Annotated in this window: 24 protein-coding genes; 15 read left to right on the forward strand and 9 right to left on the reverse strand. The window is 24.4% G+C overall.

Annotated features, from left to right (window positions below):
* Positions 1-869 (forward strand): HD domain-containing protein (locus tag N3D74_03655; protein MCX8095260.1); only part of this gene is annotated, 869 nt, incomplete at its 5' end.
* 20 nt (positions 870-889) lie between these two features.
* Positions 890-1,804: a KaiC domain-containing protein gene (locus tag N3D74_03660; protein ID MCX8095261.1), complete on the forward strand. Its 915-nt coding sequence runs from the start codon at positions 890-892 to the stop codon at positions 1,802-1,804.
* A 1-nt stretch (position 1,805) separates the two neighbouring features.
* Here N3D74_03660 and N3D74_03665 read toward each other — a convergent pair whose 3' ends face one another.
* The 5 genes from N3D74_03665 to N3D74_03685 form a co-directional block, all read right to left on the reverse strand.
* Positions 1,806-3,527: a hypothetical protein gene (locus tag N3D74_03665; protein ID MCX8095262.1), complete on the reverse strand. Its 1,722-nt coding sequence runs from the start codon at positions 3,525-3,527 to the stop codon at positions 1,806-1,808.
* 3 nt (positions 3,528-3,530) lie between these two features.
* Positions 3,531-3,722 carry a hypothetical protein gene (locus tag N3D74_03670; GenBank protein MCX8095263.1) on the reverse strand — a complete coding sequence of 64 codons (192 nt, stop codon included), beginning with the start codon at positions 3,720-3,722 and terminating at the stop codon, positions 3,531-3,533.
* A complete protein-coding gene (locus tag N3D74_03675; GenBank protein MCX8095264.1) occupies positions 3,719-5,587 on the reverse strand; it encodes an MMPL family transporter in 1,869 nt (622 codons plus the stop codon). The genes N3D74_03670 and N3D74_03675 overlap by 4 nt, the downstream gene beginning before the upstream one ends.
* A gap of 1 nt (position 5,588) precedes the next feature.
* Positions 5,589-6,131 carry a TetR/AcrR family transcriptional regulator gene (locus tag N3D74_03680; GenBank protein ID MCX8095265.1) on the reverse strand — a complete coding sequence of 181 codons (543 nt, stop codon included), beginning with the start codon at positions 6,129-6,131 and terminating at the stop codon, positions 5,589-5,591.
* Positions 6,132-6,193: 62 nt separating this feature from the next.
* A complete protein-coding gene (locus N3D74_03685; protein ID MCX8095266.1) occupies positions 6,194-7,279 on the reverse strand; it encodes an MBL fold metallo-hydrolase in 1,086 nt (361 codons plus the stop codon).
* Positions 7,280-7,371: 92 nt separating this feature from the next.
* Here N3D74_03685 and N3D74_03690 point away from each other — a divergent pair, with 92 nt between their 5' ends.
* The 11 genes from N3D74_03690 to N3D74_03740 all read left to right on the forward strand — a co-directional run bounded on the left by N3D74_03690 (position 7,372) and on the right by N3D74_03740 (position 17,555).
* The gene (locus N3D74_03690) at positions 7,372-8,019 is read left to right on the forward strand and encodes a bacterio-opsin activator (GenBank protein ID MCX8095267.1); all 648 of its coding nucleotides are present in this window, start codon (positions 7,372-7,374) and stop codon (positions 8,017-8,019) included.
* Positions 8,020-8,025: 6 nt separating this feature from the next.
* Positions 8,026-11,514, forward strand: coding sequence for a reverse gyrase (gene rgy / locus N3D74_03695; protein MCX8095268.1), 3,489 nt, complete (start codon positions 8,026-8,028; stop codon positions 11,512-11,514).
* On the forward strand, positions 11,511-12,548 hold the full coding sequence (locus N3D74_03700; protein MCX8095269.1) for a flippase-like domain-containing protein: 1,038 nt from the start codon (positions 11,511-11,513) through the stop codon (positions 12,546-12,548). Before rgy ends, N3D74_03700 begins: the two co-directional genes overlap by 4 nt.
* Positions 12,526-13,194, forward strand: coding sequence for an endonuclease V (locus N3D74_03705; protein ID MCX8095270.1), 669 nt, complete (start codon positions 12,526-12,528; stop codon positions 13,192-13,194). Before N3D74_03700 ends, N3D74_03705 begins: the two co-directional genes overlap by 23 nt.
* Positions 13,172-13,666 (forward strand): NTPase, encoded by a 495-nt coding sequence (locus N3D74_03710; protein ID MCX8095271.1) that lies wholly within the window; start codon positions 13,172-13,174, stop codon positions 13,664-13,666. Before N3D74_03705 ends, N3D74_03710 begins: the two co-directional genes overlap by 23 nt.
* 13 nt (positions 13,667-13,679) lie before the next feature.
* A complete protein-coding gene (locus N3D74_03715) occupies positions 13,680-14,666 on the forward strand; it encodes a hypothetical protein (protein MCX8095272.1) in 987 nt (328 codons plus the stop codon).
* A gap of 20 nt (positions 14,667-14,686) precedes the next feature.
* Positions 14,687-15,265, forward strand: a complete 579-nt coding sequence (locus N3D74_03720; GenBank protein MCX8095273.1) for a nitroreductase family protein — start codon at positions 14,687-14,689, stop codon at positions 15,263-15,265.
* Complete coding sequence (sfsA, locus tag N3D74_03725) at positions 15,240-15,968, forward strand: DNA/RNA nuclease SfsA (protein MCX8095274.1); 729 nt, start codon at positions 15,240-15,242, stop codon at positions 15,966-15,968. Before N3D74_03720 ends, sfsA begins: the two co-directional genes overlap by 26 nt.
* A 128-nt stretch (positions 15,969-16,096) precedes the next feature.
* The gene (locus N3D74_03730) at positions 16,097-16,249 is read left to right on the forward strand and encodes a hypothetical protein (GenBank protein ID MCX8095275.1); all 153 of its coding nucleotides are present in this window, start codon (positions 16,097-16,099) and stop codon (positions 16,247-16,249) included.
* Positions 16,250-16,261: 12 nt separating this feature from the next.
* Positions 16,262-16,651: a DUF2089 domain-containing protein gene (locus tag N3D74_03735; protein ID MCX8095276.1), complete on the forward strand. Its 390-nt coding sequence runs from the start codon at positions 16,262-16,264 to the stop codon at positions 16,649-16,651.
* Positions 16,644-17,555, forward strand: a complete 912-nt coding sequence (locus tag N3D74_03740; protein ID MCX8095277.1) for a DUF4097 domain-containing protein — start codon at positions 16,644-16,646, stop codon at positions 17,553-17,555. The genes N3D74_03735 and N3D74_03740 overlap by 8 nt, the downstream gene beginning before the upstream one ends.
* Here N3D74_03740 and N3D74_03745 read toward each other — a convergent pair.
* On the reverse strand, positions 17,552-19,156 hold the full coding sequence (locus N3D74_03745) for a sensor domain-containing diguanylate cyclase (GenBank protein ID MCX8095278.1): 1,605 nt from the start codon (positions 19,154-19,156) through the stop codon (positions 17,552-17,554). The two genes, N3D74_03740 and N3D74_03745, sit on opposite strands and share 4 nt — an antisense overlap.
* A gap of 51 nt (positions 19,157-19,207) precedes the next feature.
* On the opposite strand from N3D74_03745, the gene N3D74_03750 reads away from it, so the two are divergent.
* Positions 19,208-20,173, forward strand: a complete 966-nt coding sequence (locus N3D74_03750) for a P1 family peptidase (GenBank protein ID MCX8095279.1) — start codon at positions 19,208-19,210, stop codon at positions 20,171-20,173.
* Here the strand turns inward: N3D74_03750 and N3D74_03755 are convergent.
* The 3 genes from N3D74_03755 to N3D74_03765 are packed head-to-tail and all read right to left on the reverse strand — an operon-like array spanning position 20,142 to position 23,340.
* On the reverse strand, positions 20,142-20,882 hold the full coding sequence (locus N3D74_03755; GenBank protein MCX8095280.1) for a ZIP family metal transporter: 741 nt from the start codon (positions 20,880-20,882) through the stop codon (positions 20,142-20,144). The genes N3D74_03750 and N3D74_03755 overlap by 32 nt on opposite strands.
* Before the next feature lie 8 nt (positions 20,883-20,890).
* Positions 20,891-22,816: a ferrous iron transport protein B gene (gene feoB, locus N3D74_03760; GenBank protein ID MCX8095281.1), complete on the reverse strand. Its 1,926-nt coding sequence runs from the start codon at positions 22,814-22,816 to the stop codon at positions 20,891-20,893.
* Positions 22,798-23,340: a metal-dependent transcriptional regulator gene (locus N3D74_03765; GenBank protein MCX8095282.1), complete on the reverse strand. Its 543-nt coding sequence runs from the start codon at positions 23,338-23,340 to the stop codon at positions 22,798-22,800. Before N3D74_03765 ends, feoB begins: the two co-directional genes overlap by 19 nt.
* Positions 23,341-23,415: 75 nt before the next feature.
* On the opposite strand from N3D74_03765, the gene hypF reads away from it, so the two are divergent.
* Complete coding sequence (hypF, locus tag N3D74_03770; protein MCX8095283.1) at positions 23,416-25,659, forward strand: carbamoyltransferase HypF; 2,244 nt, start codon at positions 23,416-23,418, stop codon at positions 25,657-25,659.
* Positions 25,660-25,662 lie beyond the last annotated feature (3 nt).

Consider the following 25,662-nt stretch of genomic DNA (forward strand, 5'->3'; position numbering starts at 1 on the left):
AAGAAAATAAATTAAATGAGAAAGATTTAAAAGAAAATGAAGAATTGACTTTAAATAAATTAGAAAAAGAGAAAGTTTTAATTAAAAAATCAAAAAATCTATTAAATTTTAAATATTCAATCTCTTTTCCTTTAAAACATGATAAAGAATTAATTGGTTTTATCTCTTTTCTATCAAATAAAACAAAATCAATAAATAGACAAAATTTACTTTTTCTTAAAGAGATTTCAAATGACCTAAATCTTGGAATCTCAAAGTTTTTGGACAAGGAGATGGTTATGAAAAAAACAAAAGAACAAGAAAAAACAATAGATCTTATGCTAAAAGCATTTTCAAAAATAATTACAATGAAAGAGCCATATACTGGAGATCATTCATCAAGAGTTTCAATTATAACTTATTTGATAGGAAAGGAGTTAAATTTAAATAAAGAAAGTTTAAAAGCATTAAAATATGCATCATTTTTACATGACCTTGGAAAACTTTTTGTTCCCTCTGAAATTCTAAATAAATATGGAAAATTAAGCGAAAGAGAATTTAGTTTGATAAAAGAACATGTCTTAAAAAGTTATGAAATAGTAAAAGATATAAATCTCCCAGAACCAACAGAAAAAATAATTCTTCAGCATCATGAGAGATTAGATGGTTCTGGTTATCCTTATGGACTGAAAAATGATGAAATAATTCTTGAAGCAAAAATATTAGCAGTTGCAGATGTGATAGATGCGATGCTTTCAAATAGACCATATAGACCTCCTCTTGAAAAAGAAAAAGTTATAGAGGAACTTACAATAAATAAAGGAATTCTTTATGATGAAAAAGTAGTTGATATTGCTTTAAAAATAATTAATAAGATAAAATATAATTAGAAAATTAGGTATTTATAACTATGGCAAAATCTAAAAAGGAAGAACCCGAAGTAAAAGAAGAAGAGTTAAAAAAAGAAAAAGATGAAGAAAAAAAGGTTTTAAAAGAGAGTATCTACACTGGCAGTAAAGCATTGGAAACTGCTCCTAAAATTTATGGTGTATCAACTGGAGTTGAAGGTCTTGATAATCTCTTTTTTACAGTTGAAAGCGAAGATGGAAAAATAGTTAAAAAAAGTTTAAATGGAATTCCAGCCTATTCTGTATTTAATATAACTGGTGTTTCAGACACAGGAAAATCTCTGATGGTTGAACAGTTTGCTGTTGAACAAGCAAAAAGAGGAAATTCAGTTTGTTTTATTACTGTGGAATCTCCGGCTAATTTTGTTATTGTGTCAATGAAACACAGAGCAGAAGCCCTTGGATATGATTTTTCAAAATTTGAAAATAATATTATATTAATTGATGCAGCATCTCATTCAGTTTTAAGAGAGAATATACCAGATTTACTATCAACTCTTGCATATGTTATAAAGACTTATAAAGTAAAATTTACAATTATTGATTCAGTAACAGGTCTTTATGAAAATAAAGAAATGATGGCAAGAGCAGTTGTAAGAATTTTATTTAATTTTATGAAAAAATGGTATCAAACAGCACTATTTGTATCACAAAAAAGAAGTGGACATGAAGAGTTTACAGCAGAAGCAGCAGGTGGCTATGCAGTTGGTCATATTGTTGATGGAACGATGGTTTTTGCAAAAGAAATGATAGATTCTGGAATAAAAGCAAAGTTATATAAAAAAGAGTTAGGAGATATTGTAAGATTATTTAGAATTGATGGTTGTAGAATGTGTGGGCATGATACTAAAACACATTTGATGGAAATAACAGATTTAGGTTTAATTAGAATTCTTGAACCATTATCATCAAAATAAATTAAGGTGAAATCTTTACAATAAACTGAATTCTACTTTCACTTGAATATGGTTTTCCTATAAAGTTATCGAATTTTTTTGTAAGTTCAATTTGTTTATTTAAACTTTCTTTTTGTTTTTCTAATTCATCATTGACTTTCTTTATTCCATCTTTAATATTATTTATTCCATCAGAACTATATTGAAGTCCATAAAAATCAACACCTTTAATTTTTCCTCCTTTGATTAAAATTTCAAGAGATTTTATTAATTCATTCATACTATTATTAATACTATTTCCTAAATAGTTTATTCCTTCTTTAAATTTTGTTAAACCTGAATTTAATAAATTAGATAGACTATTTAGTCCTAATATAGATTTACCATCAACTTCTCCTCCATTTATGACTAAATTTAATGTATCTTTTATTTTTATATTAGAATCAATAAGAGCATTAACACCTAAAAGTGCTATTTTTAAATTTTCTAAAGAATTTATGATTAATTCATTTCCATCATATAATTTTTTAATATTTTCCTTAAGATCTTTTAAAGAAATTATATTTTTACCATCACCTAAATTTCCACCATTCAATAGAAAATTAATTAAAAGGTTTTCAAACTCAAGGTTTTCAATTAATTTTAATTTTAAATCATCTTTTATATTAATAGCTATGTTTTTATTTAATTCATTTATGCTTTTAATTTTATTAATAACTTCAATGTATCCATCTATCAAAAGTTGAAGCGAGAGAAGATTTTTATTAATCTCTCTCATATTACTTAAAATTAAATCAACACCTTGGGGAAGATTTTTAAGTGAATTTAATTTTTCAACATCAATTCCTTTAGATATTTGAAGCAAGATGTTAGAATTAATATTTATTCCCTGAGAAATAAGCATTAATTCTGAAATTCCCTTTTCAATTTCATTAAAATTAAAATTTCCTGCTTTTGTTAAGTTATTTTTAATCTCTTCAACATAAATTTTTTGAAATTCAATTAATTTTGCTAACCCATCTAAACCTTGTAGAAATTTTTTTAAAAAAGAGAAGTCAGGAAATTCGAAAGAAATTAAACCTGGAGAGATTGAAATTAATAGTTCTGGTAGCTCTATTTTATCACTTGTAAATTCAAAATAAACTTCATTAACAGGATTTAAAATTGCCATTAAACTTATTTGATATTTTTTTCCTAAAATTTGAGGCTTTGTATTATTGCTTAAATTTATTTCTTTTATTTTTGATGAATCAAGAGATGTTGTCATAACGAATAAAAGTGGAACAATCTCATTGTTTAATTTTGCTTTACTTTCACCCTTTATAACAACTTTTACATTACCACTCTTTCCTTTAATTTCTTCGGGATTTGACTCTTTACCATTAAAATAATATTTTAAAGTGAGAGAAAATGGAAGTTTGCCATTGTAATTACCTCTATAGTATGTATCTTGAATTTCTTCGCTTTTACCTTTAATTATCACACTATTCTCTTTAACTTCAATTTCACCTTCTCCAAAAACCTTTTTAATATCTGAAAGATTTTGGTATGGATCTATTACTTCATAATTACCAGTTCCTTTTACCCTAATCCAATCAATAAGAATTGCATTTTTTATTTCACCATATGGATTACATAAAACATAAATATTTTCATTATCATAAACTTTTATTTGTGAATTAATAGAAAAAATAGGGATAAATAACAAAGCAAAACATAAAATTATTAATATTATCTTTTTCATAACTTATACCTCCTTTTTAAAAATTTTTTTAATTGATAATTTTTGAATAAATGTATCTAAACTCTTTGAAATTGATGGAAGAAAAATAAGTGAGAATATTAACGATAAAAATGCTCCTCTTCCTAAACTTCCCATTGTATAATTGATAAGAGGAATTTTTGATAAAATGGCTGCAGGAAGGGTCATTAGTATCATTGTTCCAGACTTGTAATAATTGAATTTGAACTCCATTTAACACTTTCTGAAACTGCATCTTTAGGTATCAAACCTTTTCTTCTTTCTTCTTCATATCTTGAATAAACTAAAACTGAATAATCAATTGTTGCACCAAGCTGAATTGTATTTAACATTGTTGGTATAAAGAATGGTGATGATAATCCTATAAAACAATAATATGCAATATTTGTCCAAATCGCACTTTTTACAGTCAGTATTAAAATTGGTGGTACAATGAAAGATAAAAATCCTAAGAAAATTAAAATTATTATAAAAATAAATGAAAGTTTTGTTGTTTTTGATTGATCATCTATTGCAATCATTTTGAGATCATTTAACAAAAGTGATTCACCTGTTAAATATATTTCACCGCTTATATTTTCATTTATTAATTTTTCAATATTTTTTCTTAAAATTCCTCCTTGTGGTTCATTTATTTTATATTTTGAATAAATTATTGCTATTTCATAATTATCAGATATAAATTTATTAAACATTTCTTCAGGAATGAATTCATATGGAATAGTAGGATCCATAATAGTTGAATAGTGAAAAACCTCTTCTATACCATCTAAATTTTTTAATTTTTGAATAAGATTTAGAAAATTTTCATTATTTTTATATGTAATAAGATAAAGAGTTTCTTTTTCACCAAAAATTTCATTAACTTTATTTAAAGTTTTCATTGATTGTAAATTATCAGGATAAAAATTTTTAAGGTCATAAACAAGATTTACTTTGTTTGAACCAAAATAAGAAACAATAAAAATTATCACAAATATAAATGTAATGATAAAAGAGTATCTACTTAAAAATTTACCTAGTCTTTCAAAAGTTAATATTAAAGTTTTATGTTCTATTCCTGTTGCTAATTTATCAAAAATTACTAAAATTGATGGGAGAAATAAAAGAGTTGATAACATAGAAATAGTTACTCCTCTAACTAAAATCCAACCTGCTTGGTTAAATATTGTTAATCTTCCAAATGTAAGTGCATAAAAACCTGCTATTGTTGTTAATCCACTTAATAAAACTGGTTTAAAGGTTCTTAAAAGAGCTTCTTCCATTGCTTTCTCTTTTTCTATTTTCTTTCTCTCCTCAATGTATCTATGGTATAGAAACAAAGAATAATCAAGAGTTACTGCGAGTTGAAGAATAGAAACAATAGTGAATGATAGAAAATATACTTCTGTTTTTAAAAAAGCTGTAATTCCAATATTAATTAAAACACCTGCAAGCATCGAAAAAAGTATGAAAAATGGACCTAAAATTGTTGGAAAGGTAAAAATAAGAAAGATAAAAACAAGAATAACGCCTATTAAAAAATATTTTTCAGTTGTTCCTTTAAAACTCTCCTTTAGTTCCTCTGAAATAACTTCACTCCCTGTAATTAAAGCGTTCTCTGGTAAAATTTTCTTTAAATTATTAATTTGAGATGAATAATTATCTGATGATTTAAGTATTATTTCAATTCTAAAATATCCATCTTTAAACCAAGATTTTGATTCATCTCCCCAAAATTCTTGGGGTAAAGAAGTATCAATGTAATCTTTTATTGTATTTATCGATTCAATAAATGGAAGAGATTTTAATTCAAAAATAAATTTCTCAAACTCTTCTATTTTATCTGTTTTGAGAAGAATAGTGATATTTGCTCCTCTTGAAAGTTCTTTATTTAAAATTTCCATCCCTTTAATTGAATTTATGTCTTTGGGAAGTAATTTAAAAATATCATATGTTATCTTTACATTTCTGAAATAAAAAAGAGAAATAGTTATCAAAACAAGAAATAAAATGAAGATTGGTAATCTATTTTTAACAATAAATCTAAAAATAGCTCTCATATCAACCTCCTATAATTCTTAATATTTTTTTACTCAACTCCTCTACACTGATTTCCTCATTCTCAAATAAAATCTTTCCCCATAAGGAAAGTGTTACTCCCCAGAGGATAAGAACATCTATTTCATCAACATCATTTTTAAATAAATTTAAAAATTTTCTTATCTTATTTTTTAACTCATTTAAAAGTGAATCTCTTAAATTCTCTCTAACCTTTTTAGGTGAAAATCCAACATCTCTTAAGATTGTTAAAATATAAGAAGAGTATTCATTAGCAAGAGAGATATTAAAATTAAAAAAATCAATAAGATAATTTATTGGTTCTTTTTTTTCTTTTTCAATAAGTTTATAAAATCTATTCTCAACATTATTTAACAGTTCTTTTAAAATTATTTCTAAAAGTTCCTCTTTAGATTTAAAATATGTATAAAAACTACCTTTTGAAATAAGTGCATTTTTAGTAATTTCATCTACACTAGTTTCATTAAAACCTTTTTCTAAAAATAGTTTTAATGCTTCTTCAACAATCTTATCCTTTTTTCTCATAATTGACTGACTAGTTAGTCAAATTTTATTATATTATTTTTTAGAAAAAAATCAACTTATTTTTACTCAAGAGGTGACTCTAACTCTCTTGTCTCTATTTTTAATTTTGGTAATTTATCAATTAAACCATGATTTGTTAATGAATTAACCAAAAGAGAAACATATGGAGCTCCATTTTCTATTTCATACAAATTTCTAACAATATAATCAATTGAATCTTGAGGTGTTAATTTTATGTCTTCAACAATTTTATCCTTAAATGTAAAAACTTGAGTAAATTCACCAACTCGTTTTAATTTCATCAAAAGTTTTTCAAAAATATCTTTATCAATATTATTTAAAGAATTCAAAAATTGATTTATTGCATCTATTAAATTATCTTTTTCGCTTTGAGTCCAACTTATAAGATCAAGTCCAACTTCAAGTTTCGTTAATCTTGTTAAAAAATCAAAAATCAATTCCCCCTTAACTACATCTCCATGTTGAGGAGCAATAACCTCTGGTAAAGGATTTAATAATCCAATTCTATCAATTGTAAGAAGGAGTGCTTTTTTAGATGGCATATATATTTGATGAAAAATTGAAATTCCCTCAAAAGAATCTTTTGTGGCATAAATTCCATTATTCTTTTTTGTATTTGTTCCTGCAAGAAAATCGCCACTAAATAGAACTCTACTTTCAAAATCATAAGCCATCATAGCCCCTCTAAAATGACAAAAATATGCTGGAACAAATTGAATAATGTGGCCTGTTCTTGAAATTTTAACTACATCTCTTTTGAACATTTCTACTCCTTTAAAATTTCTTTCAGATATTCCATACATTGAAACAAGACGAAAAGTATCAATCGAGCCTAAAATTAATGCATTAGGGTTTGCAGTAAGAAGTGCCTTTAAATTAGAAGAAACATCAGGATCTTGATGACTTAAAAATATTAAATTTACATTTTGAACACCACCAATTAAATCTTTTAAAATTTTGAAAAGAGATTCATAATCGAGTGGAGTACCAGGATCAAAAATCATATTTACTCTTTCTTTTTTATTATTACTAATAAACCTCTTTAAATAAATATTTCTATGTAACTCTTTTTCTGGAGATCTTATCAAATAAAATTCCTTCCCAATTTCTTCAACTATATAATCCATAATTACCTCCAAAAATTTTAAAAATATAATTAATACAAAATGACTAATTTTTATATAAAATATTATAATAAATTTATAGGAGGTTTAACAAAATGGTTATAGAAGTAAAAGAACCTGAAAGTGAAAAAGAAGATGTTGAGCAATTTGCAGGAAGAGTGTTTTTTAAATGCATAGACCTTCTCGGGGGTCTAAATAAACTTGCACTTTTTAGAACATTAACTTGGCTTCCTTCTCTTGCAAGAGCATCATTTGCAATTGTTTTAAGAGAAGAATATCTTAAAACAGAGGATGAAATTGCAAAATATGTTGGTTTAACTAGAAATAGCGTTAGAAATATTTTAAGAGCAAAATTAAATCTTCAACCAGAAAATCTTGAAAAATTTCTTGAACAAGAAAAAGAGAGCGCAAAAGAATTAAAAATTCATGTAGCAGGAAGTATTGCAAAACTTGCTTATAAACTTGTAAAAGAAGGTGAAGAATCTCAAATTTTACTTGAATTTTCAAGAAAAATTTCTCAAGAAACTATATATGAATTTGATATACCTTGGGCATATCTTGTTTTAAAAAATACAAAAGGACTAAAATATCCAATAAATTTTAAAAATGATTTAATAGAGAGAATAGGTGATATAAAATTACCAAATGGAGTTGAAATAAAAGAAATTCTTTCAAAATTAAAATATCCAATAAAGAATCCGAGTGAACTTTTACATGAGATAAAAGAAACTATAACTTCATAATTGAAAATGGAAGAAAAAATTTCAATTATTTACAAGGGTGGTTGCCCTAATTGTGGAAATAATATATCTTCAGAAAGACTAATTTTAGGTCTTCCTTGTGATAATTGTCTTAAAGAAGAAATTCAAAAAGAAATTATATGTGAGTATATTAATGAGGGAAAATTAAAAGATTTTTGTGAATTAAAAAGAAATTTAAAAGAGTTTAAAGAAATTTTTAAGTCTTCAATTAATTTTGAACCTTGGTCTCTTCAAGAAACTTGGGCAACAAGATTTTTTATGAATAGTTCATTTGCATTAATTGCTCCAACTGGAATTGGTAAGACAACATTTGGCCTAGTATTATCAAAATATATTTTTGAAAAAAATATGGGTAAAGTTTATCTTATATTTCCAACAAATTTACTTGTAAATCAAGCGAAAGAAAAACTTATAAGTTTTGGAGTTCCAGAAGATAATATTATTGCATATTCATCGAAATATTATAAAACAAAAAAACAAGAAGATTCAATTAAAAAGAAAATTAAAAGTAGCGATTTTAAAATTTTAATTACAACAACGAATTTTTTATATAAAAATATTAATATAATACCAAAAGGAGAATATAGTTTAATTTTTATCGACGATGTTGATTCAATTTTAAAGAGAGCAAAAAACATTGATAAAATAATTTATCTTTTTGGGTTTCAAAAAAATGACCTAGATAAAGTTTTTCAGTATATTTCTTTAAAGAAAACTTTTTTAAAAAGTGGTTTTGAAGGAAAAGAAGAGATAATTAATAAATATAATAAACTCAAAGAAGAGATTGAGAATATAAAAAAGAAAAGAAAGGGTGTTTTAATTGTCTCTTCTGCAACCTCTAATCCAAAATCATCAAGAGTTCAACTTTTTAAAGAGCTTTTTGATTTTGAAATAGGAAAAAAAGATATAGGGCTGAGAAATATAGTTGATGTTTATGAAAAAGGAGACAACATAGATTTATATTCGTTGAGTTTAGAAAGAATAAAAGAATTTGGAAATGGAGGTCTTGTATTTATTTCAGGAGATAAAACAAAAGATGAGTTATATAAGTATATAGAATATTTAAACAAAAATGGAATAAAAGCTATATCATATGAAGATTTAGATAAAAAGATAAATGCTTTTAAAAGAGGAAGGATAAAGGTAGTAGTAGGATTTTCAAGTTTTAAAAACCCTCTTACAAGAGGGTTAGATTTTCCAGAAGTAATAAGATATGCCCTTTTTGTTGGTGTACCAAAAATAAAAATTTATCTAAAATTTGAAAATTTCAAAGGTATTTATTACTTTTTACTTTCACTATTTCCAATAATTTCTAAAAATAAAATAATTTCAGATGAAGATAGTGAAAAATTATATAAAAATTTAAAATTTCTTGAGTCTTTTTTATATGTTGATGAAAATAAAATTTCGAAAATAAAAATATTTAAAATTGAAAAAATTATTGATGAAATAAAAGAATTGATTTTTAAAGAGAATAATTTAAAAAAGTTAGAAGAATTAAAAGATATTGAAATTAAAAGAGAAGATGACATAATAACAATTTTTATACCGGATATAATTGGTTATATTCAAGCATCAGGTAGAACTTCAAGGTTATTCCCGGGTGGATTAACAAAAGGCTTATCTTACATTTTAGTAGATGATGATATTCTTTTTGAATCTTTGAAGAAAAAATTAAATTGGATAATTGAAGATATTGAATTTAAAAAAAGTGAAGAAATTAATTTAAAAGAGATTTTAAATGAAATTGATAAAGATAGAGAAAAGATTAAGAAAATAAAAAAGGGGGAGAAAATACAAGAAAAAATTGATTTCAAAACTTCCCTTATCGTTGTAGAATCTCCTAATAAAGCAAGAACAATTGCTTATTTCTTTGGAAAACCTCTTAGAAGAAAAATTGGAGATATAGATGCTTATGAAATCTCAATTGAAAATAAATTTTTAATAATAGTTGCAACAAAAGGGCATATTTTTGATTTAAATAAAGAAGAGGGAATTTTTGGAGTTATTAAAAAAAATGGAGAATTTATTCCAATTTTTGAACCAATAGATGAAGATAGAGTTAAAATAATTGAATCTATAAGAAAATTGGGAATTGAAGTAAATGAAATTTATCTTGCAACAGACCCTGATACCGAGGGTGAAAAAATTAGTTTTGATCTATTTTTAACATTAAATCCTATTAATCCAAATTCAAAAAGAATTGAATTTCATGAAGTCACAAAAAAAGCATTTATAAATTCTATTAATAATATGAGAGAGATAAATTATGATCTTGTTAAATCTCAACTTTTAAGAAGAATTTCAGATCGATGGATTGGTTTTACAATATCTCAATACATTCAAAAAAGATTAAATAATTTAAATTTATCTGCTGGTAGAGTTCAGACACCTGTTTTAGAATGGATAGTTAATAGATTTTTCGAAAGAGAGAAAAAATTATTTGTTGTTAGTTTGGAGTTAGAGGGCGAAAAAATTGAGTTTGAATTTGAAGATAAAAATTTTGGTCAGTGGTTTTTTGTAAATGTTAAGAGAATTAAAATAGTAAAAGAGGGAGAAGAAGTTGAAACAACTTATGTAAGACCTTTAACAACTGATACTCTACTATCTATTTCTTCAAATAAATTAAAATATTCTCCTCAAAAAACAATGGATTTGGCACAAGATCTTTTTGAAGCAGGTCTTATAACTTATCATAGAACTGATAGTACAAGAGTTTCAGATGCTGGTTTAAGAGTTGCTATAGATTATATAAAAGAAAATTTTGGTGAAGAGTATATAAAATTAAGAACCTTCGAGAAAGAGGGTGGAGCACATGAATGTATAAGACCAACAAGAAGCATAGATTCTGAAGAGTTGAAATCTTTCATTTTATACTCAAATATTCAAGGTATAACAGATGAACATATAAAATTATATGACTTAATATTTAGAGAGTTTATTGCATCTCAAATGAGAGAGACAAAAGTTAAGAAAGTTATTATAAAATATATTCCAATATGTGATTCAAAAGAAATGCCAGATCTTGGAAAAAGAGAAAAAAGAGTTTTTGAAATTTTAGAGAATGGATATAACCTTATTTTGCCAATAAAACTTGAAGGTTTTATAGAAGGAGATTTAAAGTTTAAAAATAAAAATTACTATTATAAACCAAAATATCCACCATATACTTATGCAACAATTATTCAAGAAATGAAAGAAAAAGGAATTGGAAGACCATCAACTTATGCTATAACAATAGATAAACTTTTAAAAAGAGGTTACCTTTATGAAAAAGGTGGTTATTTATATCCAACACAACTTGGTATTGAAGTTATAAATCTTATAAAAAAGAGAAAAGATATGTACTCTTTTGTTAAAGAGAGTTTTACAAAAGAACTTGAGGAAGTTATGGATAAAATAGAAAATAAAGAGAGTGATTATAAGTTTGAATTGAATAAACTTTATGAGAATTTAAAAAAAGAAAATTTATTATGAGAAATTTTAAGAAAAATCTTATTATTGCACTAATTTTAAGTTTAGGTGTAATTATTTTTATATTTATAATTTCCTTTTTTAAAGAAGGTGGGGAAATTTTTAAGGTCAAATTAGACTTTAGATTTATTTTAATATCTTCATTAATATTAATTTCGATATGGATTTTTGAGGTTTTAAGGTTAAAAATAATATTTAATTTTCAAAATATTAAACTTTCATTTTTTTATTTATTATATACTCATCTTGTTTCATATTTCTTTTCAACAATAACTCCAATGGGAATTGGAGGATTTGCTGCAAAAGTATATTTAATTTCAAAAAAAAGAAATTTCGAGATAGGAAATATAGTGAGTATTTTTACATTTTTATATCTTTTCAATATGTTTATTTATCTTGTTTTCTCATTTATACTGCTTTTTTTTATTAAAAATTTTTCATTAAATTTTAAATTTGGCACAAGACTCATTTTTTTCTTTGTAATATTTATTTTTCTTTTATCTTTTTTAATTTTTTTAATAATAATAAAACCAGAATTATTTAGAAGGTTAAGTCATAAAATATTAAATCTTTTTAAAAAATTAAATATGGAAAAGAGAAAAAGAATAGAAAAAATAATAGATGAAAATTATTTTAGATTTATTGAAGGTATGAGAAGTATAAGATATCTTAAATTCAAATTAATTCCTATTGCCATTTTAACATTTTTATCATTTATTTTTTTAAATTCACTTTCATTTTTTTTAATTAATTCTTTAAAAGTTAAAATTTCTTTTTATAACTCATTTCTTTTACAATTTATTTATCACTTTTTTGCTGGCTGGTCTATAACTCCTGGAGGAAGTGGGATAAGCGAAGCGCTTTATTCAGCTTTGTTTGTGACTCAAATTGGTTTATCAAAAATTTTACCTCTTACTATACTTTTCAAATTATTCACATTTTATATCTATATTTTAATAGGTGGCATATTAACATTTAGGGAATTAAAATCTTTTCTTGAAATTAATAAAATTTATGAGGAAAGAAGAAATTATTGAAAAATTTTTAATTGAAGAAGAAAAATTAAAGAAAAAGTTGAAAATTAAAAAAATTGAAAAATTACCTCAAATAATTGTTTTTCTTGATTCATCATATTTTGATGACAAAATAATTTCTTCCTTTTTATTTTATGATTTTATAAATAAAAAAACTATTAAGAAAAAATATTTAATTAATAAAGTTAATTTTCCATATATTCCTACTTTTCTATCATTAAGGGAGGGAAAGTTTTATATAAATGGGTTAAAGAATGAAAAATTTGATATGATTGTAGTTGATGGTCAAGGCATTACCCATCCAAGGGGAATAGGTATAGCAACATATTTAGGCATTAAATTAAATAAACCATCAATTGGAATTGCAAAAAATCTTCTTTATGGAAATTATGATAAATTGGGAAACAAAAAGGGAGATATAAGTTTTATAAAAGATAAAAATAATTTTACTCTTGGATTTGCATTAAGAACAAGAGAGAATACAAAACCAATTTTTGTGTCAATTGGAAATTTAATAGATATTGAGGATGTTTTATTTATTTTAAAAAATCTTGAAACAAAAACAAGAATTCCTGAACCATTAAGAGAAGTTGATTTATATTCTAAAGAGATAAGGAGAAAACTCATTGAAAATATTCATAACAGGTGAAAGTGGAGTAGGAAAAACAACTCTAATTGAAGAAATCTCAAATGAATTAATTAAAAATGGAATAAAAATATCTGGATTTATAACAAAAGAAGACAGAAGAGAAGGAAAAAGAATAGGTTTTAAAATAGTTGAAATTTTATCAAAAAAAGAATATCTTTTTGCATCAAAATTAATAGAAAGCAAAATCAAATTTGGAACCTATTTTCTTCATATTGAAAATTTAGAGAAAATATTAAGTGATTCATTAAAAAAGTCTTTTGATTTTTTAATAATTGATGAAATAGGCAAAATGGAGTTTTATTCAAATTATTTTAAAGAAACTATTTTTGAGTTAATGAAAAGTAATAAAAATATCATAGCTGTTCTTCATAGGAATTTTGTTGATATTTTCAAAATTTATGGGAAAATTTTTATATTAACAAGAGATAATAAAATTTCAGTTAAAAAAGATATTTTGAAAATAATTATTTAAATTGGAGGATTTAATGAAAAAAGAGAATGGAGAAGAAAAAATTAGTTGGGAAATTAATATACCCCTACTAAACAATAAAATTCTTATTAAACAAACTATAATAGTATTTGTTATAACTTATATAATCGTCTCTATTTTAATGTCATTTATTTTTATACTTCAAGGTGATTATAAAGCAGCACTCAATCTTCTTTTAATTTTCTTAATTGTTTGTTTTGGATTGTTTCTTTTATCTCTTATTGTTATGTTAATTATTTTTGGAAACAGAATGAAATTAAAATTCACAATAGATAAAACTGGTGTTCTTTATGAAATGATTGATACAAGAGGAAAAAAGTTGACAACCCTTGCTATAATTTTAGGGTTATTATCAAGGAGGTCTAGTTCAACAGGAGCGGGATTAATAGCAAAATCACAAGAAAGAGTTTTTATTAATTTTAAAAATGTTTATAAAATAGACACAAGAGATAAAGACAAAACAATTTTACTCAAAAATGAATGGAGAACTCTTCTTGCAATATATTGCAACGATGAAAATTATGATAAAGTAAAAAATTATTTAAAAGATATTATAGATGCAAAAGAAGAGAAGGAAAAGAAAAAAGTTATCAAAAATCCCCTTCCTAAATATATTTTTCTTTCTATTATTACAATTATAATGTCTATTCCTATTTTTACTCTTCAATATCCATTTGAAATAAATTTATTCATCCCAATATTAATTTTATTCTTTACACTTGCGGGTATTTGGTTATTAAGATTACTAAACTTTGTTACAATTATTGCATCTATTTATGTAATAATTTATGTCATCTTTAAGATCTTTGAACAAAAAGAATCAACTCTATTTGGGGGAAAATATTATGTTTATGAAATATTAAGTTCAGAAGATATAATTTCACTAATTTTTCTTAGTATCTCTCTTTTATATTTTATCTATTTCTCAATTTATTCAATAAAAGGAAATTTTAATTCAATGCTTGAAAGAGATATGGTTTAATATAATTAGTGAGGTGTTTTATGGAAGATATTTTAAATATTATAGTATCAAGAAGAAGCGTAAGAAATTATAAAAAAGATAAAATAAAAGAAGATGATATTTTAAAAATTTTAGAAGCAGGAAGATGGGCTCCATCAGCAAGTAACAACCAACCATGGAGATTTATAGTAATTAATGATGAAAATCAAATTAAAAAAATAGGAGATGTAGCAAAAATCTTAACTATAAATAATTTCGTTTCTAACTCACCATTAATTATAGTGATTTACACTGAAAAAAAACATAGATGGGTTGACATTGATTGTGGAATGTGTGCTCAAAATATGATGCTTGAAGCACACTCTCTTGGAATCGGAAGTTGCTTTATTGGTGCATTCAGAGAGAAAAAATTAAAAGAAATTTTAAATTTACCAGAAGATTTTTATATAGTTGGTTTAATAACTTTTGGTTATCCTGAAGGAGATGTAAAGAAAAAAGAAAGAATTGACCTAAATGAACTTGTAAAATATAATTATTATAAAAAAGAAAATACTAAACCAAAATTTAATTTTAAGCATTTGTTCTTATCAATAATTGGAAAATTTTTCAAGAGTAAATAGAATTTTTTATCTTCCATTTGACAATGAAGCAATTTTTATTGAAAGAAAAAATAAATTTCTTGGATTAATTGAATTTGAAGGAAAATATTTAGAAGCACATATACATGATCCTGGAAGATTAGAAAAAATTTTATATAAAGGAAACAAAATATTGTTTCAAAAAATAGAAAAATTTAATAGAAAAACTAATTTTGAAATAATTTTTGGAAAATATAATGATAATTTTGTTCTTATTAATTCAAAATATCATAATAAAATAGCAGAAAAAATATTATTAAATGGATATATTGATGAAATTAAAGATGTTAAATTTATAAAAAGGGAAAAGAAAATAAATAAAAATAAAATTGATTTTTTAGTAATTGATAAAAAGGGGGAAGAGTTTTTTATTGAAGTTAAAGGATGTACTCTTGAAGAGAATAATATTGCTTTATTTCCAGATGCACCAACAAAAAGAGGATCAAAACATCTAAAAGTGTTGTGTGATCTATTAGATAAGAACAAAAAATGTTTTTTGATAATTCTTGTTTTTATTAAAGAAGCTCAATATTTTTCACCTAATAAATATATTGATGAAAATTTTTATAATAATTTTATAAATTGTTTTAGAAAAGGTCTTATAGTTTATCCATTCAAACTTGAATATAACATTTATGACAATTATATATATTTAACACAAAAATTATCTTTAAATATTTTTTAAACCAATTTTAATTTTATTTATAAAAAATTAAATTTTTAATAAATAATTTTTATATATCTCTTGACAAAATTAAATAATATGATAATATTATTAAAAGATTTATTAATTTTATTAAAGGAGGTGTTAATATGAAAGTTTTAAGTATTAAACAAGAAGATTTTATTAAATTTAAAGAGAAAAAAATTAAAAGAGATTTTAATTTTAATAAAAAAAGATTAAATAATGTTATAATAGAAATAGGAAAAAGTTCAATTTTATCACCATTAAATTATTTAAAATAAATGGAGGTTAAAATGAAAAGATTACCATCAAAGTGTCCTTCATGTGGTTCAATTTTAAATATAACAGAATTAACATGTGAAAAATGTGAAACTATTGTTAAAGGTAAATTTCAGTTGAATAGATTTCTAATGCTTTCTCAACAGGAAGAAGAGTTTTTACTTGTTTTTTTAATTTCAAGGGGGAATTTAAAAGAGGTTCAAGAAAGATTAAATATTTCATACCCTACTGCTAAAGGAAGATTAGAGGATGTTATTAAATCTCTTGGATTAAGTGAAGAGGAGAAAAAAGAAGGGAAAGAGGAGAAAATAGAAAAAATTGAAGAGATATTAAAAAAAGTTGAAAAAGGTGAGATAACAGGTGAAGATGCCCTTAAAATGATCGAGGAGGAAGAATATGAGTGATAAAGAGGAATTAATTAAAAGGATAGAAGAATTGTTTAATCAAGGAAAGATAAGTGAAATTGTAAAAAATAAACTGATTGAAAAGGTTAAAGAGAGCACCAAAGAGGAAAAGATTGGAAAAATATTTAATAATATAATTTTAGAATCTATTTCTGAAGATATAGAAATAATAGGAAAAGAAAATTTGAATGAAATTGTTTTTGAATATGGAAAAGAAGGTTTTGAAATTGAAGAAAGAGAGGGAACACTTTATATAAGGTCAAAATTGAAAAACATAGGAGTAAGTATAAACATCTTTGGATTTTCAACAAGAGAGACTTTGAGTGAAAAAATTAGGATTTTTGTACCAACAAAAACAAATGCTTTAGTGAATACAGTGTCAGGTAATGTTGAAATAGAAAATATAAATGGAAATATTAAGATTAAATGTGTTAGTGGTGATATTGAAATTAAAAATATAGATGGAGATATTGATTTATATTCAATTAGTGGTGATATTATTATTGAGAGTATAAATGGAAATTTTAAGTTAAATTCTAAATCTGGTGATATAAATGCTAAAAATATAAATAAAAGTGGATTTATTAAGACTTATTCAGGTGATATAGATATAAATAAAGGTCATTTAGAAAAATTTATTTTATCAACTTTTAGTGGTGATGTTTCTATTTATAATTTAACACTTGAAGATTCTGTTGAAATTAAAACAATATCAGGAGATATCAATTTAACTACTTCTACAAAAGATATTAATGTTTTCATTGAAACAAAAACAGGAGAAGGATCGATTATATATGAAGGCAAAATAACAAAGTTAACAAGAGGAGAAATAGGTTTTGGCTCAAAAGATAAAAAAATAAATATAAAAACTTTAAGTGGAAATTATAAAATTGAGGTTATTTAAGTTGCTCTCTTTAATTTTTTAGAATAATAGAGAGATTGATCAACTTCTTTTAAAATATCCTCATGTATAATTTCTGAATTAATCTGTTTTCCTTTATTTATATTTTTATTATAATAATCAGCAAAATTTATTGCTCCATATGAAATTCCTATATCAAAAGTTTCAATAAATTTTGTAAATTCTTTTTTAAAACCTTCGTTTATTCTTCCAACAACAATTTCTGCTGTTGGTGGAGGAGTGTTTGGAAGGATAATTAAAAACTCATCTCCACCATATCTAAACACAAAATCAATCTTTCTAACGCACTTTTTTAACAATTCACTAAATTTTATTAAAAAATTATCTCCTTCAATGTGGCCATAATAGTCATTTATTAATTTAAATTTATCTAAATCAATCATTATAATTTGAAAATTTTCGTTTCTTCTTAAAAATACTTCAATATTATAAATAATTATTTCTTTTAATTTTCTTCTATTGTATAAATTGGTTAATGGATCAGTTATGGATAAATTTTCTAATTTTAAATTTAACTCTTTTATCTCTCTAATCAATTCATCTTTTTCGTACATTGTTGAAATTATTTTTGAAAATGTCTCAAGATTTCTTACATCTCTTTCTTTAAATTTATATGGTTTTTTTGAATCAACATTAAGTACTGCAACAACTTTATCTTTAAATAAAATAGGTACACCAATATAAGACCTTAAGTGAGTAACTTTAACCCAATATGGAACTTTCCAAACATCATCAAATTTTAAAAGTTTTTTTGTTTCTTTTATCTCCTCTAAATTTTGTGGTTTTTGATTTTTAAATAATTCTTCTATTCGAAGTATCAAATTATCATCAATTTTATCCCAAGCAATAAATTTATATCCACCATTTCTTAGTTCAATAATTGATGCTGTATCACCCTCAACAAGTTCTCTTGCAATTTTTAAAATATTTTTTAAAAATGCCTCTCTATCGCCTAAATAGGAAGTTAAAAGAAGCGCTCCATCTCTTAACAAATCTTCTACTTTCTTCTGTTTATTTAAATTTAATATTATTGTATTGGCAAAAAGAGAAAAAATAATTATATACAAACCTAATAAGATAGTTCTTTGAAAAACTAGTGGGAATGTAATGTTTATATTTTCAGTTGAATAATATTGCAAAGTCTTAAAGATTTTGAAATATTGACCATATATTAATAAATAATAAAAAGCAATAGAAATAATACCTATAATAAAAGGAATATTAGGAATTCTGTAAACAGAAACAGAAACTATTATTATAAAGTATATTACAAAAAGAGAGCTCATTATTCCACCAGTATAAAATATTACAAGAGTGATAAGAAAAATTTCGATTATTGATAAAAGTATCAAGCTTAAGAAAATTTTATCTTGTTTTATTTTTTTAAAAATTAAATGAAAAAAAATTAAAATAAATAAATAAATTAAAGAGATATAAAAAAATGGCAATAAAGGATATTTTGTAAATTGAAGTAAACTATATAATAAATATAAAAAAATACCCATAAATGGCATTATGATTTTAAACTTTATAAGTTCATTTTCAGTTTCAATTAACTCATTTTTTGATAAAACTGTTTTCATTATTTTATTAAATTATATAATTAAAATAAAAAAATTCAAAAGGAGAAATTTATGAAAGGAGTATATTTTGGACATTATGAAGATTTTGTAGGAATAACTGGTGTTTCTGTTATTATTTTTCCAGAAGGTGCTATAGGTAGTTGTGATGTAAGAGGTTCTGCTCCTGGAACAAGAGAAACTGACCTTCTTGAACCTACTAAAATGGTAGATAAAATTCATGCAATTTGTCTTTCTGGGGGAAGTGCTTTTGGACTTGCTGCTTCATCTGGAGTTATGAAATATTTAAAAGAGAAAAATATTGGTTTTGATACACCTTTTGGAAAAGTTCCAATTGTTCCTTCTGCAATAATATATGATCTAGGAATTGGAAAATCTGATATATTTCCAGATGAGGAGATGGGGTATAAGGCATGTCTTAATTTATCAGAGGAACCGCATGAAGGGTCTATTGGTGCAGGAACTGGAGCAACTGTTGGAAAAATTTTAGGAATGGCTAAATCTACAAAAAGTGGAGTTGGGTTTTATTCTGAAAAAATTCATGGTGTAGAAATTGCGGCTTTTTCAGTAGTTAATGCCTTTGGAGATGTTTATGAAAATGGAAAAATAATTGCTGGTGCAAGAAAATTATTTGGTAAAGGTTATTTAAATACAGAAGAATATCTTAAAACTTTTGTTGGATTTCTTACAATGAATAAAATAGAAAATACAACACTTGTTGTTGTTTTAACTGATGCGAAGTTAAAGAAATGGGAGGCTAAAAAAATTAGTGAAATGGCTCATGATGGAGTTGCAAGAGCAATAAAACCTGTTCATACAATGATTGATGGAGATATTGTTTTTACTGTAAGCACATGCAAAGGGAAAGAAATTGACCTCACAACTCTAGGAACTTATGCAGCAAAGGTAACAGAAAAATCTATTATAAGAGCTATAAAAGTTTCAAAATCTCTTGGTGGAATTCCTTCATTTGAAGATTTAAAAGATTTTATCCAAGAAGATAATCAAGAATCATCATGACAAGAAAGCCAACAATTATTGAAAAAGTTGCTTCTTTTTCATACCCCCTTCTATGACTTTCTGGAATTATCTCATCTGATATTACATAAAGCATTGCGCCACCTGCAAAAGAAAGTGCAAAGGGTAAGATTTTTATAAAAATTTTTACAAGAATAAAACCTAAAAAAGCCATAATTGGTTCAAATATTCCAGTCAAAAAAGAAATCAAAAGTGCCTTACTTTTTGAATAACCCTCTCCAAAAAGAGGAAGAGCAACTGCAAGACCTTCTGGCATATTTTGAAGTCCAATTGCTGTTGCAATAATAATTCCTGTTTTGAAATCGTTTGAACCAAAGCCAACACCAACAGCAAGACCTTCAGGTAAATTATGTAAAGTAATTGCATAAATAAAAAGCCATATCTTTTTCAACCTTGAACTTGGCCCTTCTTCACCTTTTATAAAATGAGTGTGTGGTGTAATTTTATCAAGAAAAGAAAGGAAAATTGAACCAGTAATAACACCTATAACTGTAATAAAAACACCTCCTCTTTCAAGAGAAGGTAAAAGCAAACTAAAAAATGTTGCAGCAAGCATAACACCTGCTGCAAAACCTAAAAGTGCATCAATATATTTAAATTGAATATCTTTTTTCACAAATAAAATTGGTAATGATCCAAGACCTGTTAAAAGTCCAGGAATTATTAATCCTAAAAAAACTATCCAATTCATATTTAATATTATATCAAGTTAGATAAAATAAAATTTAATAATCCACCAATTAGAATTGCAAATATAATTTGGAAAATTGTTATCAAAAGGGAAAACAATAAACCTATTTCTTTTTTCAAACTTGCAAATGTTGCTATACATGGAAAATAAAATAGTGTAATTATAGAATATATTATTATTTGTTTAAAATTCATAATTGATAAAATATCTTCTGTTCCAAAAAGAGAAAAAAGCATTAAAAGAGTTAATTCTTTTCTTAAAATTCCAAATATTAGTGGAACTGCTGTTAATGAAGGTAAACCTAAAAATTTATTAAAAAATGGAGAGACTATTATAACAAAAGAATCTAGATAATTAGACAAACTAAGAATTTGCATAATAAAACTTCCTAAAATTATTATAGGAAAGGCAAAATAAATAAAATCTCTTATTCTAAACCAAGATTGTCTAAATATAATTTTCATTGATGGTTTTCTTAAAGGTGGCATCTCCATTATAAGACCATAACTTTTACCAGGTACAATAATTGATAATATTTTTCCTATTAAAAAAATAACTATTATGTCAATTAAATAAATTATTAAAACATATTTAAATCCTAAAAAAATTCCAACAAGACCAAGTATTACAATTGTTCTAGCGCTACAAGGAACAAGAGTTGCTAGAGTTGCAGTTATAAATTTTTGTTTTTTTGTTTCAAGAATCCTTGAACCAAGAACTGCTGGAACATTACATCCAAAACCAAGTATTAAAGGAAAAAAGGCTTTTCCATGAAGACCGATAAGATGCATAAATGTATCTGTTAAAAAAGCAACTCTTGCTAAATATCCTGAATCTTCAAGAAAAGATAAAAGAATATAAAAAGGTATAAGATATGGTAAAGCAATAGACAATCCCCCAATTACTCCATCAAATATTCCATCAATTAAAAGTTTTTTTGTTAATGAAGAAATTTTTAAACTTAAAATAGCTTCTTTTATTTTTTCAAAAATAGAATCAAGTAATCCACCAAAAATTCTTCCAAAACCAAAAATTAAGTAAAAAATTAAAAATAGAAAGGTAATTAAAAAGATGTATCCTAAAATTGGATGTAAAAAAATTTTATCTAAATAGAATGATAATGGAAATTTTCTTTCTCTTTTATGCAAAACCTCTTTTGTAATTTTATTACAGATATTATATTTTTCTTGAGTTAAAATAAGAGATATCTCTTCTCCATGAATATCTTCAAGTTCATTAACAAATTTATTCACAATTTCAAGAATTCTTGAATCTTTAAATTTATTAATAATTTCCTCATCTTTTTCTAATAACTTTATTGCAACCCATCTTTTGGGATATAGAAAATCTTTGGGTAAAATTTCCATCAATTTTTTTATTCTTTCTTCAACCTCTTTTCCATAACTAATTTCAATTGGTTTGACTTTAATATTCTTTTCATATATCTCAATGCATTTTTCAATTAATCTATCAATACCTTTATTTTCTACTGCAACTGTTGGAATAACAGGAACTCCTAAAATCTCTTCCAATTTTTTTATATCTATTGAAAAGCCACTTTCTTCAAGTAAATCAATTTGGTTTAATGAAATTAATAAATTAACATTTAACTCAATAAGTTGAAGAGTAAAAAATAAATTTCTTTCAAGATGAACTGCATCAACAACATTTATAACTATATCTGGTTTTTCCTCTAATATAAAATTTCTTGTTATTAACTCTTCTTCAGAATATGCAGAGAATGAATATATTCCTGGTAAATCTATTACTCTTATTTTATAGCCCTTATAAATTAGATATCCCTCTTTTCTTTCAATAGTTTTACCAGGCCAATTACCTATTATTTGATGTGATCCAGTTAATTCATTAAAAATTACGCTTTTTCCTACATTAGCATTTCCAGCAAGAGCAATTGTTAGTTCTTTTTCACCCATATTCTATTTACAACTCCTTTTCCAAGAGCAAGGTTATAACCTCTTACAGATATTTCAATTGGACCAAATAGTGCTTTTCTTATAACTTTTATTTTTGTATGAGGAGTAAGACCTAAATCACACAATCTTTGAATAAACCCTTTTCCACCTCTTATTATTATAACTTCAACCTCTTCTCCTTCTTTTATTAAAGACAGTGGTATTAAATTTTTGTATTCATCTTCTTTAACATAGTGTTCTAATTCACATGCTTTTTCATGAGCGAAACCTTCAGGAACACCAATATTTTTTAAAAAATCTTCAACAAATTCATGTTTATTTTTTATACTTTCACCTTCAATTGAGCCCTCTTTAGTTAATAATATAAAACCATCTTTTAAAATAATCTTTTTTTCTAAAATTAAAGAATTAATAATATCTTCAATATTTAATGAACTAAATTCTTTTTTTAGTTCAGCTAAAGAAATCTTTTCTTCTTTTTTTCTAAATAAAAATTCTAAAATCTCTTCTTTAATCTCTTCCATAAATTCTATTCTTGAAAAATTTTTTCAATAATATTATAACATATTAAAAATTTAGTGTATAATTAACTTATTAAGATGAAAACTTATTTTTTTAAGATATATGGAAGAGTACAAGGAGTAGGGTTTAGACCTTTTATTTATAAACTTGCAAAAGAATTTGGATTAAATGGATATGTTGCAAATACATCTAGTTGTGTTGAAATAGTTTTGCAAGGTGAGAATATAAAAATAAAAAATTTTATTGAAAAGGTTAAAAAAGATCCACCTCCTCTTTCAAAAATTGAAAAAATAGAAGAGAATCTAATAGAATTAGAAGAGTTTAAAGATTTTTTTATAAAAGAGAGTAAAGAAGATAAAGGTTTTAATTTTATTTCTCCTGATATTGCAATATGTGAAGATTGTCTTAAAGAACTTTTTAATCCAAATGATAGAAGATACATGTACCCATTTATTAATTGTACAAATTGTGGCCCGAGATATACAATAATTGAAGATTTACCATATGATAGAGAAAAAACAACAATGAAAATTTTTAAAATGTGCGTTGATTGCGAAAAAGAGTATAAAGATCCTAATACAAGAAGATTCCATGCACAACCTAATGCTTGTTTTAATTGTGGACCTCATATTTGGATTGAGAATATAGAAGAAAAAAAGATTATAAAAGAAAATATTTTTAAAGAAATTTCAAATATATTAAATAGTGGGGAATTAATTTTAATTAAAGGGGTTGGAGGTTTTCATATTGCTTGTGATGCAACTAACGATTTAGCAGTAAAAAAATTAAGAGAAAAAAAGAAAAGACCAATAAAACCATTTGCATTAATGATGAAAGATATTGAGACAATTAAAAAATATTGTTTTGTTTCATATTTTGAAGAAGAGATTTTAAAATCTAAAGAAAGACCAATAATTTTGTTAAAAATTAAAGATCTTTTAGATATTTCGCCTAATGTTGCACCGCAAAATAATTATCTTGGATTAATGCTTCCTTATGCTCCTTATCACTATTTACTTTTTGAAGAGTTCAACAAACCTCTTATAATGACAAGTGGTAATTTATCAGATGAACCAATTGTAAAAGATAATGATGAAGCAAAAGAAAAACTTAAAATCATTTCAAAGTTTTTTGTTTTTCATAATAGAGAAATAGAAAGAAGAATTGATGATAGTGTTATTTTTGTTGAAAGAGGAGAATTTCAATTTATTAGGAGAGCAAGAGGTTATGCACCAGACCCAATAAAGGTTAATATTAATTTGAAACCCACTCTTTCTCTTGGAGGAGAATTAAAAAATACATTCTCTCTTGGATATAAAAATTATGTTTTTATGAGTCCTCATATTGGTGATTTAAAAGATAAAGAAACTCTTGAAATATACGAAGAAACAATTTTTGAATTTATTAAACTTTTTAAAATTAATCCAGAAATTTTAGTTTGTGATCTTCACCCACAGTATCTTTCAACAGAATTTGGAGAGAAATTCAAAAATATTCTTGAAATAAAATATATCCAACATCATAAAGCACATGCATTAAGTTTGATTCTTGATAGAGAGATCAATGAAAAGACAATTATATTTTCTTTTGATGGAACAGGATATGGTGAAGATGGAAAAATTTGGGGTGGAGAAGTTTTTGTAGGAGATATTAATGAAATTAAGAGAGTTGCACATTTCAAATATTTTCCAATTACAAAAAGTGATTATTCAATTGAAAATCCAAAAAGAATTCTTTTTGTATACCTTTCTAAATTTTTGAATGAGTATTCAGAAAAATTTTTATATAAATATAGTGAATTTGAAGTTGAATTGATTAAAAAAATGATAGAGAAAAATGAAAATCTTATAGAAACATCATCTTTAGGAAGAATTTTTGATATGGTTTCAAGTTTACTTGATATAAAAGATAAGGTTAGTTATGAAGGAGAGGCAGCAATTTCTCTTGAAATGTTATCATCAAAAAGTGAAACAAAAGATTTTTATAGTTATCAATTAATTGATGGAAATGAAATTGAAGTTGACTTTTTAAAAGTTATTCAAGGAATTATAGAAGATAAAGAAAGGTATACAAAAGATTACATAGGAAAAAAATTTCATAATACAATTGCAAAAATTATTTTTGATATCTCAAATATTTTTAAAGAAAAAGAACACATTAATAATATTGGATTTAGTGGTGGCGTATTTCAAAACCGCCTTTTGATAAACTTAATATATGAGTTATTTGAAAAAAGTGATTTTAAACTATATTTTCATAGAAGAGTTCCAACAAATGATGGAGGAATATCATTAGGACAAATTATTTTAGGAAAGGAGTAAATT

The sequence above is a fragment of the Caldisericia bacterium genome (assembly GCA_026414995.1).
Classification (GTDB): Bacteria; Caldisericota; Caldisericia; order B22-G15; family B22-G15; genus JAAYUH01.